General features: G+C 31.6%; 14 protein-coding genes. 9 read left to right on the forward strand and 5 right to left on the reverse strand.

What is annotated here, in order from left to right; all coding sequences use genetic code 11:
* The first annotated feature begins 126 nt into the window (after positions 1–126).
* The gene (gene proC / locus WBG30_RS05135; RefSeq protein ID WP_424503572.1) at positions 127–930 is read left to right on the forward strand and encodes a pyrroline-5-carboxylate reductase; all 804 of its coding nucleotides are present in this window, start codon (positions 127–129) and stop codon (positions 928–930) included.
* A gap of 413 nt (positions 931–1,343) precedes the next feature.
* Here proC and WBG30_RS05140 read toward each other — a convergent pair whose 3' ends face one another.
* From WBG30_RS05140 to iolD, 5 genes are all read right to left on the reverse strand, one after another.
* A complete protein-coding gene (locus tag WBG30_RS05140; RefSeq protein WP_424503573.1) occupies positions 1,344–1,991 on the reverse strand; it encodes a YczE/YyaS/YitT family protein in 648 nt (215 codons plus the stop codon).
* A 52-nt stretch (positions 1,992–2,043) separates the two neighbouring features.
* Positions 2,044–2,844 (reverse strand): 5-deoxy-glucuronate isomerase, encoded by an 801-nt coding sequence (locus WBG30_RS05145; protein ID WP_424503574.1) that lies wholly within the window; start codon positions 2,842–2,844, stop codon positions 2,044–2,046.
* Between the two features lie 64 nt (positions 2,845–2,908).
* The gene (locus WBG30_RS05150) at positions 2,909–3,625 is read right to left on the reverse strand and encodes a DeoR/GlpR family DNA-binding transcription regulator (protein ID WP_424503575.1); all 717 of its coding nucleotides are present in this window, start codon (positions 3,623–3,625) and stop codon (positions 2,909–2,911) included.
* 181 nt (positions 3,626–3,806) lie between these two features.
* Positions 3,807–4,724, reverse strand: coding sequence for a myo-inosose-2 dehydratase (gene iolE / locus WBG30_RS05155; protein WP_424503576.1), 918 nt, complete (start codon positions 4,722–4,724; stop codon positions 3,807–3,809).
* 78 nt (positions 4,725–4,802) lie between these two features.
* On the reverse strand, positions 4,803–6,731 hold the full coding sequence (gene iolD / locus WBG30_RS05160) for a 3D-(3,5/4)-trihydroxycyclohexane-1,2-dione acylhydrolase (decyclizing) (RefSeq protein ID WP_424503577.1): 1,929 nt from the start codon (positions 6,729–6,731) through the stop codon (positions 4,803–4,805).
* Positions 6,732–7,050: 319 nt separating this feature from the next.
* Between iolD and WBG30_RS05165 the strand changes: the two genes are divergently transcribed.
* From WBG30_RS05165 to WBG30_RS05200, 8 genes are all read left to right on the forward strand, one after another.
* Positions 7,051–7,995, forward strand: coding sequence for a sugar ABC transporter substrate-binding protein (locus WBG30_RS05165; RefSeq protein ID WP_424503578.1), 945 nt, complete (start codon positions 7,051–7,053; stop codon positions 7,993–7,995).
* 232 nt (positions 7,996–8,227) lie between these two features.
* Positions 8,228–9,718: a sugar ABC transporter ATP-binding protein gene (locus tag WBG30_RS05170; RefSeq protein WP_424503579.1), complete on the forward strand. Its 1,491-nt coding sequence runs from the start codon at positions 8,228–8,230 to the stop codon at positions 9,716–9,718.
* A 23-nt stretch (positions 9,719–9,741) separates the two neighbouring features.
* On the forward strand, positions 9,742–10,713 hold the full coding sequence (locus WBG30_RS05175; RefSeq protein WP_424503580.1) for an ABC transporter permease: 972 nt from the start codon (positions 9,742–9,744) through the stop codon (positions 10,711–10,713).
* Positions 10,714–10,790: 77 nt separating this feature from the next.
* Positions 10,791–11,786 carry a 5-dehydro-2-deoxygluconokinase gene (gene iolC, locus WBG30_RS05180; RefSeq protein ID WP_424503581.1) on the forward strand — a complete coding sequence of 332 codons (996 nt, stop codon included), beginning with the start codon at positions 10,791–10,793 and terminating at the stop codon, positions 11,784–11,786.
* Between the two features lie 37 nt (positions 11,787–11,823).
* Positions 11,824–12,750 carry a sugar phosphate isomerase/epimerase family protein gene (locus tag WBG30_RS05185; protein ID WP_424503582.1) on the forward strand — a complete coding sequence of 309 codons (927 nt, stop codon included), beginning with the start codon at positions 11,824–11,826 and terminating at the stop codon, positions 12,748–12,750.
* Between the two features lie 36 nt (positions 12,751–12,786).
* Positions 12,787–13,965, forward strand: coding sequence for a Gfo/Idh/MocA family protein (locus WBG30_RS05190; protein ID WP_424503583.1), 1,179 nt, complete (start codon positions 12,787–12,789; stop codon positions 13,963–13,965).
* A 112-nt stretch (positions 13,966–14,077) separates the two neighbouring features.
* Positions 14,078–14,911 carry a class II fructose-bisphosphate aldolase gene (locus WBG30_RS05195; protein WP_424503584.1) on the forward strand — a complete coding sequence of 278 codons (834 nt, stop codon included), beginning with the start codon at positions 14,078–14,080 and terminating at the stop codon, positions 14,909–14,911.
* A 112-nt stretch (positions 14,912–15,023) separates the two neighbouring features.
* Complete coding sequence (locus tag WBG30_RS05200; RefSeq protein WP_424503586.1) at positions 15,024–16,466, forward strand: aldehyde dehydrogenase family protein; 1,443 nt, start codon at positions 15,024–15,026, stop codon at positions 16,464–16,466.
* Positions 16,467–17,217 lie beyond the last annotated feature (751 nt).

The following is a 17,217-nucleotide window of genomic DNA, read 5'->3' on the forward strand; positions in this document are numbered from 1 at the left end:
ATTCAATAATTTAGATAAGGTACTCCAAGATGAGATCATAGAAAGAACTGAACAAACTTTTTAGAATAATAAAAAAGCATGATGTTACATCTAGATAACAAATAAAATTATAGAGGAGATTAGTAGATGAATAAGAAAATTGGATTTATAGGTTGTGGAAACATGGGAGAAGCAATGTTAAAAGGAATTATAGATTCTTTTGACAATGCTGAAAATATATACGTTTTTGAAAAAAATAAAGATAGACAAAATTATTTGAAAAATAAATATGGAATAAATATTTCATCTACTCCTATTGAACTAGTAAGTTCTAGTGAGATGATCTTGGTAGCGGTTAAGCCTAATATTTTTTCCCTAGTTATGGAGGAAATAAAATCTGTTGTAGATGATTCTAAAGTAATTATCTCTATCGCTGCAGGAGTTACTATTGCTGCAATTGAAAAAAAATTAGGAGATAAAGCTAAAATTATCCGTACAATGCCAAATACCCCTGCCTTTGTAGGATTAGGTATGACTTCTATGAGCCCAAATAGAAACGTGACTCCTGAAGAATCTGCCATAGCTAAACAGATCTTAGAAGGATTTGGAGAAGTAGAAGAACTTCCTGAAACTCTTATCCATAGTGTAATAGGTGTAAGCGGTTCTGCACCTGCATATGTATTTATGTTTATAGAAGCCATGGCAGATGCTGCTGTATTAGCAGGAATGCCTAGGGATAAAGCATATAAGTTTGCCTCACAAGCAGTAATGGGATCGGCTAAGATGGTATTAGAAACTGGTATGCACCCAGGAGCCCTAAAAGATATGGTATGTTCTCCAGGAGGAACGACTATTACTGCTGTAGCAGAATTAGAAAAAACAGGATTTAGATCGTCTATCATTTCTGGAATGAAAAAATGTATGGAAAAATCAGAAGAGATGAGTAAATAAGATTTATTATAGTTTTAAAAAAGGAATAGAAGAATCTATTCCTTTTTTATGCTGTATTTATAAAAATAATATATCTAAACTTATGATCTTTTATATTTAACTTTTACTTGCTTATAATTTTTTTAATCAAAAGACATTTTTGTAATCTAAAATTAGATATAAAAATAAAATAAATATCAATATAGATTTTCTAAGTAGCTTTGAACAAAACATTGGCATAGCATTTTATTTAATAATACCATTAATTGAACCATGAGAACAATAGAATTCAATAATGAAAAAATTTTAAACTGGACTGATCATAGTACTTTCACAACTCAAATATGACATTGATAGATATAGAAAAAAAATAAACTAGAGAAATAATCTTTCATAGTCGTTTCCTGTAAAATCTAAATGAAAATCCATAATTTTTAAGTTATATATTTAGTTATATATTTTTTAGAAATAGGCATAAAAAATTGAATTAGTGGACCTGTTAAAACCGCACAAACTATAGTCCCTATCCCAAAAACACCTCCCATTAAAAATCCTATTACTACAATTGAAACATCATAAGTTATACGAACCCAGCGAAATTGAAATTTTGTTTTTTCTGCGATCATCACAGACATAATATCATTAGGAACCATCCCTAAATTTACATTGTATACTACAGCTACTCCAAATGCAATAATATTACAACCTATTAACATGGTAATAATACGCATTGAAAAGGGTAACTCATTATTTATAATAGGAGAAAAAACAAACATTGCTAAATCTATCATTGGACCAAGTATAAAAACTGAAAATACAGTCCCTAAACGTATATATTTTCTTGAAACAAAAAAAATAATCATAAACCATATCAAACTAACCATACTATTTGCCATTCCTATTGTCAAAATAGTATGATTTGATATTCCCTGCATAAAAACATTAAATGGATCTGAACCTACATTGCTCAAAACAAATAAAGCAGCTCCTATTCCTATATGAATTAATCCAAGGATTAAAAAAAATATCTTAATTGTCAATTTCTTATTAGAAATTCGATTTTTGTTAAATATAAAATCCATAATAATACCCCCTTTAAAAAAAAGGAACTCTTAATAGAGTTCCTTTTATAAATTATTTATCTAAGTTCGGCCAATATTTAGCACCAGGCTTCTCTGCCCATAAATGTTCTTCTTCAAAGTCAGGTCCTAAATACGGATTCCCATCTAAATGACGAATAATCCATAAGAAATACATTGCATATCCTGGTGCAGCAACTTGTGGATGCACTAAATCAGGATCAATTGTAAGTGTATCATTTTGTTCTAATAATTCCCCTTCGTCCCCAATTTTTACTAGTCCAAATCCATTTTCAGGTAAGAATTTATAAAAATAAATTTCTGGTTGATTATGACTATGAGAAGGGAATCCTGCCCAACGTCCAGGAAATTGAACATCTTCTCCAAACATGATATTACTATGAGGAGTAATTTTTTTATCCATACTTGTTCTTACAATACGTCTTCCAGCATCTTCCATTGTACCTTCTCCACGAACTTCTTGTGTTGTATTTGAAGGATCAAAGATATGTGGTTTAAATGCTGATTTATTTTGTGTACTCACTAATGCAAGTTCTGATTTTTCTGAAATCCCAATTAATTCATAATCAGTATTTTCATCAACATCTAAACACCATATTGAATTATCAAAACAACTTTCTCTAGATACTTTAACAACTTGATCTCCAAATCTTGCTTCAATTTCACCTGAAAGTAATATTACTATTTTTTCAAGTTTTTCATCAAATTTAAAACTTTTTCCAGCTTCAAGGTTTAATATACCATAGTTCATAAGCATATTACTAAATTTACCATTAATTTCAGTCATTCCATTATAGCCTTTTGAAAATCCGCCAACAGGTTGTTTAATTTTCATCTTTTACTCCTTTTAATCATTTATTTCATTGCTTCTATTATTTTCTTTACAATTTTTTTAAAGTTTAGCATTCTGTTATATTTATATATTTTTTATATTCTTTGATTAATGATTCAGTTACAATCATTTCAGGTGTTTCAATATCAGCGATCTTATATGGTGAAACATTATTAAATTTTGAACTATCTGCCATTAAATACCAACTCTGAGAATTCTTTAAAATAGCATCTATAATTTTCTTACTAGCTTCAGTAGAAAATGAAATTCCAAAATTTAAATCTACACCTGAGCAACTTGTAATAGCCTTATTTATATTATATGATTCTAATTGTTCATATATTTCTGAACTCGTTGTAAAAAAATTATGATCATGGGTAATAACTTCTCCACCTAATAAAATAAGTGTTTTACACTTGTCTTTTAAATATGGGATAGCTTCTATATTATTAGTTATGATTGAAATTTCACAATCATTAGGTAATTGCTTTGCGAAAGAGACACAAGCGTAACCTGAACCTAAAAATATAGTTTCACCTTTTTTTATATGTTTGCAAACAAACTTTGCAAGTTGATCTTTTTTTGGTTTAGTAGAAATATATGAGTTTCTTAGTACAGCACCACCATGTATTTTCGTTATTGTTCCGTTGCTTTCTAGCTTTTTTAAATCTTTTCTGATGGTAACATCACTGACTCTAAGAAGTTTAACTAAATCACTAACTTGAACAGTTTTTTTAGCATATAGTATTTCTAATATTTTTTCAGATCTCTGCATCGCAAACATATTTATCCCCTCATTTTAAAATAGATATAGTGAATTTAAATTCATTTTATAGAGTTATTATAACATAATATTCTATAAATTTAGTAGTAGTAGTAACAATTCTAAAAAAATGTTTTTCAAACTTAAAATACTCTTTTTATAGACTTAACCTTATAAATTAAATTTTAATGTCATAGATTAATTAAAGTCCTGTTTTTTCCGTTATGAATTTTCTTGCTTTTATAGCGTACTCAAGAGGATCTGCTTTTGCAGGATCTTGTTCAGCTTCAATAACAATCCATCCTTGGTAGTTACTAGCACTAATTATTTCAAAAATAGAATCCCAATTAACCATGTCTCCATCACCAGGAACAGTATAAATACCTTCTTTAACAGCTTGTAAGAAACTTAATTTTTCATCTTTAACTCTTTGTAATATGTTGCTTCTTACATCTTTAAAATGAATATGTACAACTCTATCAATATATTTTTTTAAAACATCTTCAGCACGTTCTCCTGCAAATGTTGCATGACCAGTATCAAACAATGTTCCAACTAATTCAGGATTAGTCATATCCATTAATTTATCAAATTCAGCTAATGATTGAATCCCAGTCCCCATATGGTAATGATAACCAATTTTCATTCCTTTTGACTTAGCTATTTCTCCCATTTTATTAAGACCATTAGCAATTTTTTCAAATTCTTCTTCAGTAAGAGTAGGAGCGTCATCAAACATCTTCTTAGTTATATCCCCTTGAATAGTTCTTCCAGTTTCACATACACCAACAACTTTTGCTCCTAGTGCCTTAAGAAAGTCTGTAATTTTATCAAATGCTTCCAATGTTTCTGATTCAGGTTTAGTTGTAAATTCGCAACTGAACCATTGGTTACAGATTTGCATTCCTCTAATGTCACATGCCTTTGCAAGTTCCTCAACATCAGTTGGATATTTATTTCCAATTTCACTACCAGAGAATCCAGCTAAAGCCATTTCGCTTAAACATTGTTGGAAAGTTAATTCTCCTCCTAATTCAGGTAAATCATCGTTTGTCCAGTTAATAGGTGCACATCCTAATTTGATAAAGTGCTTTGTTAAGTCCATTTTAGAATTTGTCATTGTTTCACTCCTTTTATTTTAATATATTTATTGACTATTTTTAATATGATAATTTTTTCAGCAACAACTTTCTTTTCCTTAATATTGTCTGGCTTCTTTAAGTGTTTCTTTTAACCCTTTAGCTGTTTTTTCTATTTCTTTATTTTTAGCTACTTCAGCACATCCGAAGCTCCAAAAAGTCTCATAGTGGTGAGTCATTGTTTTTGGAAGTACTTTGATATCAATTAAAGTAGATACTGTTTGTTTTTTAGAGTCTTCTATTGCTGCTTTTAGCTCGTCTAGATTTTTAACTGTGTATCCAACAGCTCCGTATGATCTCGCATTCATTGCAAAGTCTACAGGAACCAACGCTCCATCAAGTTTTCCAGTTTCAGGATTTCTACGTCTGAACTCAGTTCCAAAACTTCCCATTCCAGCTCCCATTTGAAGGTTGTTTATACATCCAAAAGCCATGTTATCAAATACAATTACATTGATTTTTTTACCTTCTTGGATAGCTGTAGGTAGTTCTGAGTGAAGCATCATATAAGATCCGTCTCCAACCATTGCATATACTTCTTGTTCTGGGGCAGCTAATTTTGCTCCAAGTGCTGCAGAAACTTCATATCCCATACAAGAGTATCCATATTCCATGTTGTATACATTAGGAGTTTTACATTTCCACATTCTTCCAAGGTCAGCTGGAAGACTTCCTGCTGCCGCGACTACAACTGCATCGTCGTCTAGAATGTCATTTAGAGTTCCTAAAACTTCTGTAACAGTAAGGCAAGATCCTGTTTGTTCTGCTACTTCTTTTAATACGTGGTCTAATTTTCCCGGATTTTCAGGAACAAATTCTTCAGGGCAGTATTTTACTCCTGCAAGTCTTTGCCATTCAGTTTCCCATTTTTCTTTAACTTCATCTACTTCACTTACATATCCAGATTTGTAACCAATTTTTTCTAGTTCAGTAGAAAGTGCTTCTAACCCTGCTTTTGCATCGGCAACAACTTTTACTGCATCAAGTTTATATGCGTCATAACCGTTTATATTAATTTGAAGGACTTCTTTATCTGCAAAAAGCCATTTAGATCCTGTTACGAAATCGTTGAATTTTGTACCTACACCTATGACAAGGTCACAATTTTGTGCAATTACGTTTGCCGATTCTGTTCCTGTTACACCTATAGATCCTAGATTGTACTTGTCGTCCCAAGTATTCCCACTTTTCCCTGCCTGAGTTTCAGCATATGGGATATCAAATTTTTCAGCAAAATCTTTTATTGCAGCTGCAGCTTCAGAGTATCTTACCCCTCCACCAGCTATTAATAATGGTTTTCTCTTATTTTTCATAAGTTCAACTGCATCTTTTAACATTTCTGCAGTTGCAGGAGTTCTTTCTATTCTGTGAACTCTTTTTTGGAAGAAGTTTTCAGGATAATCAAACGCTTCACCTTGTACGTCTTGAGGAAGAGAAATTGTAACTGCACCAGTTTCAGCAGGATCTACAAGTACTCTAATTGCATTTATAGCTGCTGTCATAAGTTGCTCTGGTCTATTTATTCTATCCCAATATTTTGATACAGCTTTGAATGCATCATTTGTAGTTATACTTAGATCGCTTGACTGCTCAACCTGTTGTAATACAGGATCTGGTTGTCTACTTGCAAAAGTATCTCCTGGAAGTAAAAGTAAAGGGATTCTATTTGCAGTTGCAGTTGCAGCTGCAGTTACCATATTAGCTGCACCTGGACCTACCGATGAAGTACAAGCGTATATTTGTTTTCTGTGAGTTTGTTTTGCGAATCCAATCGCAGCTTGCGCCATCCCTTGTTCATTTCTACCTTGGTGAACGATCATGTCCCCTTCGTATTCTTCTAAGGCCTGCCCTAATCCAACAACATTTCCATGTCCGAATATAGTGAAAAATCCCCTTATGAACTTTTCTTGCTTACCGTTGAATTCTACATACTGGTTATCTAGAAATTTTACAAGAGCCTGTGACGTAGTAAGTCTAATAGTTTTCAATATTCTATTCCTCCTTGTTTATATTTTATAATCTCTGAAATAATAATTTTATTTGTTTTTAATGATATTACAATTAGTTTCGATAAATGTCAATAGCAAAACTAAAAAAAACAAAAAAAAATATTTTTAGTTTTTTAAAAAACTAAAAAATTTTTTTTTAGCTATTGACAAAATAAGTTTTTAAAACTAAACTCTATTAAACACAAATTTATACTCTATTTCAGGTATTTATGTATTGTTTTAGAAGAAAAAACTTGAAAATTAAAGCAGAACAAAACAAAAGTAAAAAGAATAAAAAAAAACTAAAAGGAGGAATAAAATGAAAAAAGTATTATTATTAGTTCTATCGACAATTATATTATTAGGGGTGCTAAGTGGATGTGGAAAAAAGGATGAGAGCGCTAATTCAGAAGAGAAAGAGATTGTAATCGGTTTTGCATCAAGTAGTTTTACTGACAAGTGGCAAACATATCTTAATGATGCTGCTAGGACAAAAGGTGAAGAAATGGGAGTAAAAATGATATTTACTGATGGTAAAAATGACCCATCAACACAGCTAGCTAACGTTGAAAACTATATAGTAGAAGGTGTAGATGCAATAATTATTGTAATGGTTGATACATCAGCTCCAAAACCTATCGTTAATGCATGTAAAGAGGCAGGAATACCTCTTATTGCAGTAAATAGAAATTTTGAAGGTTCAGACGTATTTGTAGGGTCTGATGAAATAATGGCAGGGGAACTTCAGATGGAATATGTATTAAAAAAACTTGGTGGTAAAGGGAATGTGGCTATACTTCAGGGAACTCCAGGTTTTGAAAGTGCGGAAAAAAGAACGAACGGAAATGAAAAAGATTTAAAAGCTAACCCAGGTATGAAGATTATATTTAAAGATTCAGGACTTTGGGATAGAGCAAAAGGAATGGAAATCACTGAAAACTGGTTAGAATCTGGTGAAAAGATCGACGCAATTTTAGCAAATAATGATGAGATGGCTATCGGTGCAATAAGAGCTTTAACAGCTGCTAATAAAAATGATCAAGTTATTGTTGGTGGAGTAGATGGGACTATAGATGCTCTTAAATATGTAAAAGAGGGTACTTTAGAAGTTACAGTATTTCAAAATCCATTTGGTCAGGGTGACTTAGGAGTAGAATCTGCAATCAAAATGGCAAAAGGAGAAAAAGTTACAAAATTTGTAGAGATTCCTTTTGAACAAGTAACAATAGATAACGTTGATAAATATATTAAAATTTGGGAGTAAGAATTATAAAAAACTAATAGATGTTTATATTGTCATAGTTAAATGAAAAAAATCTATAGAAACTTTCTACTTAACTATATATGTAAGCAAATATTAAAGGAAGTTTCTATGAATCAAAATTGTATTGTTCTTTTTTTGAAAGAATAAAGTTAAAAATAAATAAATATGGCAGAAAAAAAGATCGAGAATATTAATATAATTATAACTTAAATAATAACATAGAGAGGTATTTATGAACTCAGAAAATCTTTTGAAATTAGAAAACATAACAAAAACTTTTCCAGGTGTAAAAGCCCTGAATAATGTTCAATTAAACATAAAAAAAGGATCCGTTCATGGTTTAATGGGAGAAAATGGAGCAGGTAAATCAACACTTATGAATATTATTATAGGTGTTTTGAAAGCAGATTCAGGAAATATAGAATTTAAAGGTAAACCATTAAAAATTAAAGGTCCTGCTGAGGCATTAAGAATGGGTATTTCTATGATTCATCAAGAATTATCTCCAGTTCCAGAAATGACTGTTGCAGAAAATATTTTTTTAGGAAGAGAACCTACTAAATTTGGATTTGTTGATGAAGTTAAATTGTATGAAAATACAGACAAGCTCTTAAAAGAACTTGGAATCAACCTAGATTCTCATACAAAGATGAAAAATTTGAGTACAGCTTATATGCAGATGGCTGAGATAGCAAAGAGTATATCATATAACTCAGATCTTATTATAATGGATGAACCTACTTCAGCTATAACAGAAAAAGAAGTCACTCAACTTTTTAAAATAATTAGAAAATTAAAGGAATCGGGAGTGAGCATAATATATATATCTCACAAAATGGACGAAATATTTGAAATAACAGATGAGTGTACAATTTTTAGAGATGGATGTTTTATAGGAACCGAACGATCAGAAAACTTAACAGATGATGATCTTATAAGTATGATGGTTGGACGTACAGTAAGTCAAATTTTCCCAAAAGAAGAGCATAATGATTTCGGTGATGTAATTTTAGAGGTTAAAAATCTTAGCTGTAAAGGAAAATTTAAGGATGTTAATTTTAAGATAAGAACAGGTGAAATATTAGGTTTTGCAGGTCTAATGGGGGCTGGTCGTTCTGAAGTTATGGAAACTATATTTGGAATTGCACCAAAAACAACTGGTGAAATTTATGTACGTGGAAAATTAGTAGATATCAAAAACCCAAAACAGGCAATTGAGCTTGGAATTGGATTTTTAACAGAAGACAGAAAGGGTACAGGATTATGTTTACCTTTAAGTGTAGCAGATAATATCATCTTATCAGATTTGAAAAATTATGATAATGCTCTTAAACTGATAGATGAAGGGAAAGTTAGTAAAATATGTGAAGGACAGGTAAAAAGATTGAGGATAAAAACTCCTACTATCAAACAAAGGGTCGGAAGTTTAAGCGGCGGGAATCAGCAAAAAGTTTTACTAGCTAGATGGCTTTTGATGGATCCAGATATACTTATAATAGATGAACCAACACGTGGAATTGATGTAGGAGCTAAATCAGAAATTCATAAGATTATGTCTGATTTATCTAAAAATGGGAAAGCTATTATAATGGTTTCTTCTGAATTACCAGAAATAATGGGTATGAGTGACAGAGTTATAGTTATGCATGAAGGTCATTTATCAGGTGAGATACCAAGAAAAGACGTAACACAAAAAAAAATATTGGAATTAGCTTCAGAATAAATAAAACCAGGAGGAAATATTAGATGGAAGTAGTATTAGAGCAGGTACCAAAGAAAAAAATTGATAAGAATGAGTTGTTTAAACGTTTTGGAATAGTTTTGATTCTTTTAATAATGGTTATAGGGTTTACTACAGTGAAACCTGTTTTCCTAAGAAGTGCAAATATTATTAATATATTCAGACAGGTTGCTGTTATTGGAACACTAGCTCTAGGTGTAACTTTGGTTATTATAACAGCAGGAATTGATTTATCTTCAGGGTCTCTAGTGGCTCTTGTAGGTGTTATTACTGCTACCTTGGCATCTCCAGGAGATAACATTTTTATAGCTATAATGACTGGATTAGCTGTTGGTGTATTATGCGGGCTTATTAATGGAGCGATAATAGCTAAAACTGGAATACCACCCTTTATTGCAACATTAGGAATGATGACAGCAGCAAGGGGATCAGCTCTCTTGTTTACTGGCGGAAAACCTGTGAGTAATATCTCAGAATCATTTCTTTATATAGGTGCAGGGAAAATAGGATTTTTACCGGTACCAGTATTAATCTTTTTATTAATGGGATTAGTTACACACGTTCTACTTACAAAAACAAAATTTGGAAAAACTGTTTATTCCATTGGTGGAAATATACAAGCAGCAAAGCTTTGCGGTATTAATGTAAATAAAGTTTTAGTCATTGTATATGGTTATGCAGGCCTAATGGCAGCAGTTGGAGGGATTATATTAACAGCCCGTGTGAGTTCAGGGAATCCTACTTCAGGACTAGCGTATGAACTTGATGCTATCGCAGCTACTGTAATTGGTGGAACAAGTCTTACTGGTGGAGTTGGGCTTATTTCAGGAACTATTATAGGAGCTCTAATAATAGGAGTTTTAAACAATGGTCTTACTTTAGTTGGAGTATCTCCTAACTGGCAGCAAGTTATAAAAGCTATAATAATTGTTGGGGCAGTAACTATTGATACATATAGAAATAAAACAAGTAAATAGAATCAGAATTTATACCTTTAAAGAATCTTTATACAAATTTATATAAGATTATTTAAAATAAAGAGGAGAATTAAACTATGAAAGAAATTAAATTTGAAAAAAATAGAAAATTAGACATAATAGCTATTGGAAGGATAGGAGTCGATTTAAACCCCAATGAATTTAACCGACCACTAGAAGAAACACAAACTTTTACTAGAACAGTTGGAGGATCTCCAGCAAATATAGCTGTGGCAACTTCTAGATATGGAATGAAAACTGGATTTATTGGGAAGATTGCAGATGATTCTTTTGGAAGATATATCGTAGATTACTTTAAATCAAAAAAAATAGATACAAGTGGTTTGGTTGTGGATAAAAATGACAATAAAACAGGATTAGCCTTTATAGAAATTAAAAGTCCAAAAGAAAGTAATATAATTATGTATAGATCAGATGCTGTAGACTTAAAAATTCAAATGAACGAAGTGTCGGAAGAATATATTAAAAGCTCTAAAGCTTTAGTAGTTTCAGGAACAGCACTAGCGGCATCACCATCAAGAGAAGCAGTATTATTAGCATTAAAATATGCCAATAAACATAATACAGTTGTTTTCTTTGATGTTGATTATAGACCATACACATGGAACTCATTAGACGAGACTTCTTTATATTGTAGTTTAGCAGCTGAAAGAAGTGATGTAATCATAGGAACTAGAGAAGAATTTGACGTTTTAGAAGGCGTTGATCTGCCCGGGAACAGAGATGACGATAAAACGGCTAAACATTGGTTAAATAATTCATCTAAATTAGTTATTGTAAAAAGAGGAAAAGATGGTTCCACAGCTTACTTTAAAAATGGAGAGAAGAAACTAGGGGAAGTGTTTCCTGTAGATCCATTAAAAACTCAAGGTGCAGGAGATTCATATGCTGGAGGAGTTATCAGTAGTATGATCAAGGGTAAAAGTGTTGAAGAAGCTATGAAATATGGTGCAGGTGCTGCAGCAATTGTAGTTCAAGAAAATAGTTGTTCAGAAGCTATGCCTACTGAAAAAGAAATTGAAAATTTCATTGAGGCTTATAGAAAAAAATAAATACAACCTTTAAAGTTGTAAGTGACGGGGTGAAATTATGTTTTGGAAAATTGCAGGTGCACCAGGAGCTTGGGGAGTAGAAGATCCAAACAACCCAAATAATCCGCCTTATGAAAAAGTCCTTTTAGAAGCTTCTTTAGCAGGGTACAGAGGCATTGAATTAGGACCTTATGGTTATTTACCACAAGATATTGATGTATTAAAAAAAGAGCTAGAAAAATACAAGTTAACTATTGTGGCCGGTACTATATATGAGGATCTACTTTCGGAAAAAAACTTTGATACTGTTATTCAAAAAATAAAAGTAACTTGTGAATTGTTATCAAAACTTCCAAAACCCACCCAAATAGATGGGCAAAGATATGAAACACCATATTTAGTGGTTATTGATGCAGTCAATAAAATAAGAGATCCATTTGCAGGACATCCAGATGAAGCCGTTAGATTAGATAATAAAAATCGTGAAAGATTGATAGATCATCTTCGTATAGCTGCTGAAATAGCTAAATCTTATGGAGTGAGAGCTGTTGTTCATCCACACGCAGGGGGATATATAGAATTTGCTGATGAGATAGATTATGTTATGGAAAATCTTAATAACAAAGAAATAGGACTATGCCTTGATACTGGACACCTTTTCTATTCTCAAATGTCTCCTGACAAATGGATAAAAAAATATTCAGATCGTCTTGACTATGTTCATTTTAAAGATGTTCACCTAGAGACGTATGAAAAAGTACTAGCTAGCTATACAGGTTTTTTTAAAGGGTGTGAAAAAGGAGTAATGTGTCCTATAGGATCTGGAACAGTGAAATATAAGGCTATAAAAGAAGCTTTAATAGAGATTGGATACAAGGGATGGATCACAATAGAACAAGAAAGGGATCCTTTATTAGCTGATGGTAGTTTAGATGATGCTAAAAAGAGTATTAATTTTTTAAATCAACACGGATATAATTTATAAAAAAATAAGAACTTAAAATCGAGGAGGGAAATAGGTATGTTTAATGAAGAATTAAAGTTTGATAGACCGTTACGTTGGGGAATGATTGGAGGAGGTAGAGGAAGTCAAATTGGTTATATCCACAGATCATCCGCTTTAAGAGATGGTTTATTCCAACTTTCGGCAGGAGCTTTTGATATCAAACCTGAAGCATGTAAGAGTTTTGGTGTTAACTTAGGTGTAGACAGTGATAGATGTTACTCTGACTATAAAGTAATGTTTGAAGAAGAATCTAAAAGAGAGGATGGAATAGAAGTTGTATCTATTGCAACACCAAATAAATTCCATTTCATAATGACAAAAACAGCCCTTGAAGCGGGATTACATGTGATTTGTGAAAAACCTCTTTGCTTTACAGTAGAAGAAGCAGAAATTTTAAAAGAAATAGCAGAAAAAAATGATTTAGTTATAGGTGTAACATATGGTTACACAGGTCACCAAATGGTTCACCAAGCTAAAAAAATGATTGAAAATGGTGATATTGGAGATGTTCGTATTGTAAATATGCAATTTGCTCATGGATGGCATTCTGAAGAAGTTGAAAAAAATGACCCAGGACTAAAGTGGCGTGTTACTCCTGAAGCATCAGGTCCGACTTATGTTCTAGGAGATATTGGTACACATGCTCTTTATTTAGCAGAAGTTATGGTTCCAAATCTAGAAATAGATAAGTTAATGTGTTCAAGGCAAAGTTTCATTGCTTCTAGAGCACCATTAGAAGATAACGCTACAGTATTACTTAAATTTACTAATGGAGCTGTAGGAAATTTATGGGCTTCTGCTGTTAATGCAGGTGGAATTCATGAGCAACGTATTCGTATAGTAGGTTCTAAAGCTTCTATATCATGGTGGGATGAACATCCTAATCAACTTGTTTATGAGGTTCAAGGTAAGCCTAAACAGTTACTAGACCGTGGACATGGGTATTTATATAACGATGATTCAGCAGTTTCAGGGGATAGAATTGGATGTGGACATGCTGAAGGATTATTTGAATCTTGGTCAAACCTATATCAAAGATATGCTATTGCAATAGATGCTAAAATCAAAGGAGATAAAGAGCGTTTTGAAAATACGTGGTTCCCTGATATCAACGCAGGACTTGAAGGTGTTCGTTTCATTGAAAACTGTGTAAGATCTTCAGATAATGAATCTTCTTGGGTTAAATATAAGTAAATAAAACCACTATTGTTATCAATATAGGGAACTAAATAAGAAAAGCCCTTACTCTTTGTTGCCGAATCAAAGTAATTAAGAGTAAGAATTTTAATAAGAGGGGAGGGATTAAATGTTAGTTAATCTTACAAGCATAATGAAAGACGCCATAGATAATAATCGTATTATTCCTGCATTTAATGTCTTTGGATATGAAGATGCTAAAATGGTAATAGAAGTAGCGGAATCTTTAAATGCTCCTGCTATCTTAATGACAAATAGAGATGCTGTAAACTTTATGGATGTTAAATATTACGGAGCTTTGTTCGGGAAAATGGCTATGGAATCTTCCGCACCAGTTTGTGTACATTTAGATCATGGTAAAAGTAAATCTGAAATAGCTGCTGCTATTCAAGCAAACTACTCATCTGTAATGTATGATGGTTCAAGTCTACCACTAGAAGAAAATATTAAAATTTCTAAAGAAATCAACGAATTTTGTAAAGGATGTAACGTTTCTTTCGAAGTAGAAGTTGGGTGTGTAGGATATAGTGATCCTGATATAAAAGTTAAAGAAAAACTATCTAAACCAGAAGAAGTAAATGAAATGCACATAAAAGCTGGGGTAGATTGCATTGCTGTAGCTGTTGGGAATGTTCATAAAATGCAAGAACAAAAAGGAATTATAGATTTTGAGAGACTTAAAAAAATTAAAAATTTAAATTCTGTTCCATTAGTAATCCATGGATCAACAGGAATTTCAGATGATCAGATCACTAAAATGTGTTCATATGGTATCGGGAAAATGAATATAGGAACAGCACTAAGAATGGCCTTTGGAAATACATTAAGAAATTACCTTCAAGAAAACCCGGATTCTTTTGATAGAATAGAGTTTGTACAAAAACCAATGGAAGAAGTTCGAAAAATAATTAAAGAAAAATATAAACTATTAGGCTGGGGCTAGGAAATAGTAGACCTCTAAATTGGTGTAAACTACAATTACATTAATTTGGGGGTTTTTATAATTTCAAGAAGAAGGTTAGTAAAAATATCTGAAATACTCTAGGAGGATAAGAATGAAATATAATGAAATTAAAAACTATTTGAATGGTGAATTTGTATCAGGTGAAGGAGATAAATATGATATCTATGCTCCTATTAATGGAGAGATTATAGGTGAATTTAAAGCTGCTACTAAAGTTCAATTAGATGAAGTTGTAGCAAAAGCTAAAGTGGCACAAGCATCTTGGGGAAGTTTAACTGCAAAATCTAGATCTAAAATAATATATAATTATAGAGAGTTACTTATAAAATATAGAGAAGAGTTATCTATTATTAACTGTGAAGAAAATGGAAAATCAATAGAAGAAGCTTATGCTGGTGTAGATAAAGCTATTGAATTAACAGAATTTGCTTGTTCGATACCACAACTTATCTCTGGAAAATCTCAAGATGTAAGCAGAGGTATAAATTGTAAAGAAGAAAAAAGACCTATAGGAGTTGTAGCTTCTATAACACCTTTTAACTTTCCTGTGATGGTTCCACATTGGTCTGTTCCAAATGCTATTGCTCTTGGAAATGCAATGATATTAAAGCCATCAGAATTAACACCTATATCGGCTACAAAGATGGCAGAGCTATGGGAAGAGGCAGGGTTACCTAACGGTATTTTCAACGTAGTTAATGGTGGTAAAGAGATTGTTGAGGGTATTTGTGATAATAAAGATATAGTCGCTGTGTCATTTGTAGGATCTACTCCTGTTGCAAAGATAGTCCATAATAGATCAACCGCCAATGGAAAGAGGGTCTTAGCATTAGGAGGAGCAAAAAACCATATTGTTGTTATGCCTGACGCTAATGCTGATGCTGGTAGTAGAGATATAATTTCATCTGCTTTTGGAATGTCTGGTCAAAGGTGTATGGCTGTGTCTGTTCTTATTGGAGTTGGAAATATCCAAAAAGTATATTCAGAGGTTATCAGAAAATCTAGAGAAATGATAGTCGGTGTAGATATTCCGCCTGTTATTACACCTGCTGCTATTAAAAAAATTAGTGACTATTTAGATTTTGCAAAGGAAGCAGGAGCTGAAATTGTTTTAGATGGAAGAGAAGCTTTAACAGATAAAGGATATTTTATAGGTCCTTCTATAATTGATTGGAAAGATATTGATAAAATGAGTGATGAAGAAATATTTGGTCCTGTTTTAGAAATTAGACATGCTAATACAATTGTAGAAGCTGCTAAGATTCAAAATAAATCTCCATATGGTAATGCTGCTGCTATTTTTACTCAAAATGGAAGGTATGTAGATGAGGCTATAAGAGAATTCCAAGCAGGAATGCTAGGTGTTAACATAGGTGTTCCTGTTCCTAGAGAGCCATTCTCATTTGGAGGTATTAAAGATTCTAAGTTTGGATATGGTGACATAACGGGTGTTTCATCTATAAATTTTTGGACAAATTTAATAAAAATAACTACAAAATGGAATCCAGAGCATAAAGTGGATTGGATGAGTTAAATAGATAAAAATATGATTATTTGTATAAAAAAAATACTCAATATCTTTAATATCAAGTTTTTTTTAATATTGTAAATACAATAATTTAATGGTAGCTTCTACCTTTTTTTAATTTTATCGGCTGTAATACTATTTTTTTTCACTTTTTATTAAAAAGAATATTACTATTGCAGTCGATAATACAGTTACTAAAGCTTCTCCCATTTCTACACCTCCAATTTATTTTTCAACATGATTATAGTAATTTATTGGAATAAGTTCAACATGTATAAGCGAATAATTTTTAACCTAAAAAGACTTTTGATTAACCACTTAATATAATAATAATAAAGCGTAAAATCATATGTTTTACAAAGAGGCTTTTAATTCGTAATAAGACCAAAAATAGATTATATGGATTAGTAATAAAAAATATGAAGTTTATAAATAAGATCAAAAAAGTTAAAATTTAATCATAATAATGAAAGAAATGAGAAAGTGTATGGAAAAATCAGAAGAGATAAGTAAACCTGATCAACAATAAAAAATTATATATATATAATATAAGATCAAAAAAGATGATTTCTGTAAAATACAGAAATCATCTTTTTTTAATTTTATTACTATAGTTGCTTCAAAACATCCCTAAGTTTATCTTTATCGACTACTTTAGTATGTAATATTTCCAGTGATTTTAATTTTTTTATATTCAACGGAATCTCCTCTTTAGATAATTTTTCCAAGGCTTCAATATTTTCAAATTCATCATTTT

The organism is Psychrilyobacter sp. (genome assembly GCF_049671765.1).
GTDB lineage: Bacteria > Fusobacteriota > Fusobacteriia > Fusobacteriales > Fusobacteriaceae > Psychrilyobacter.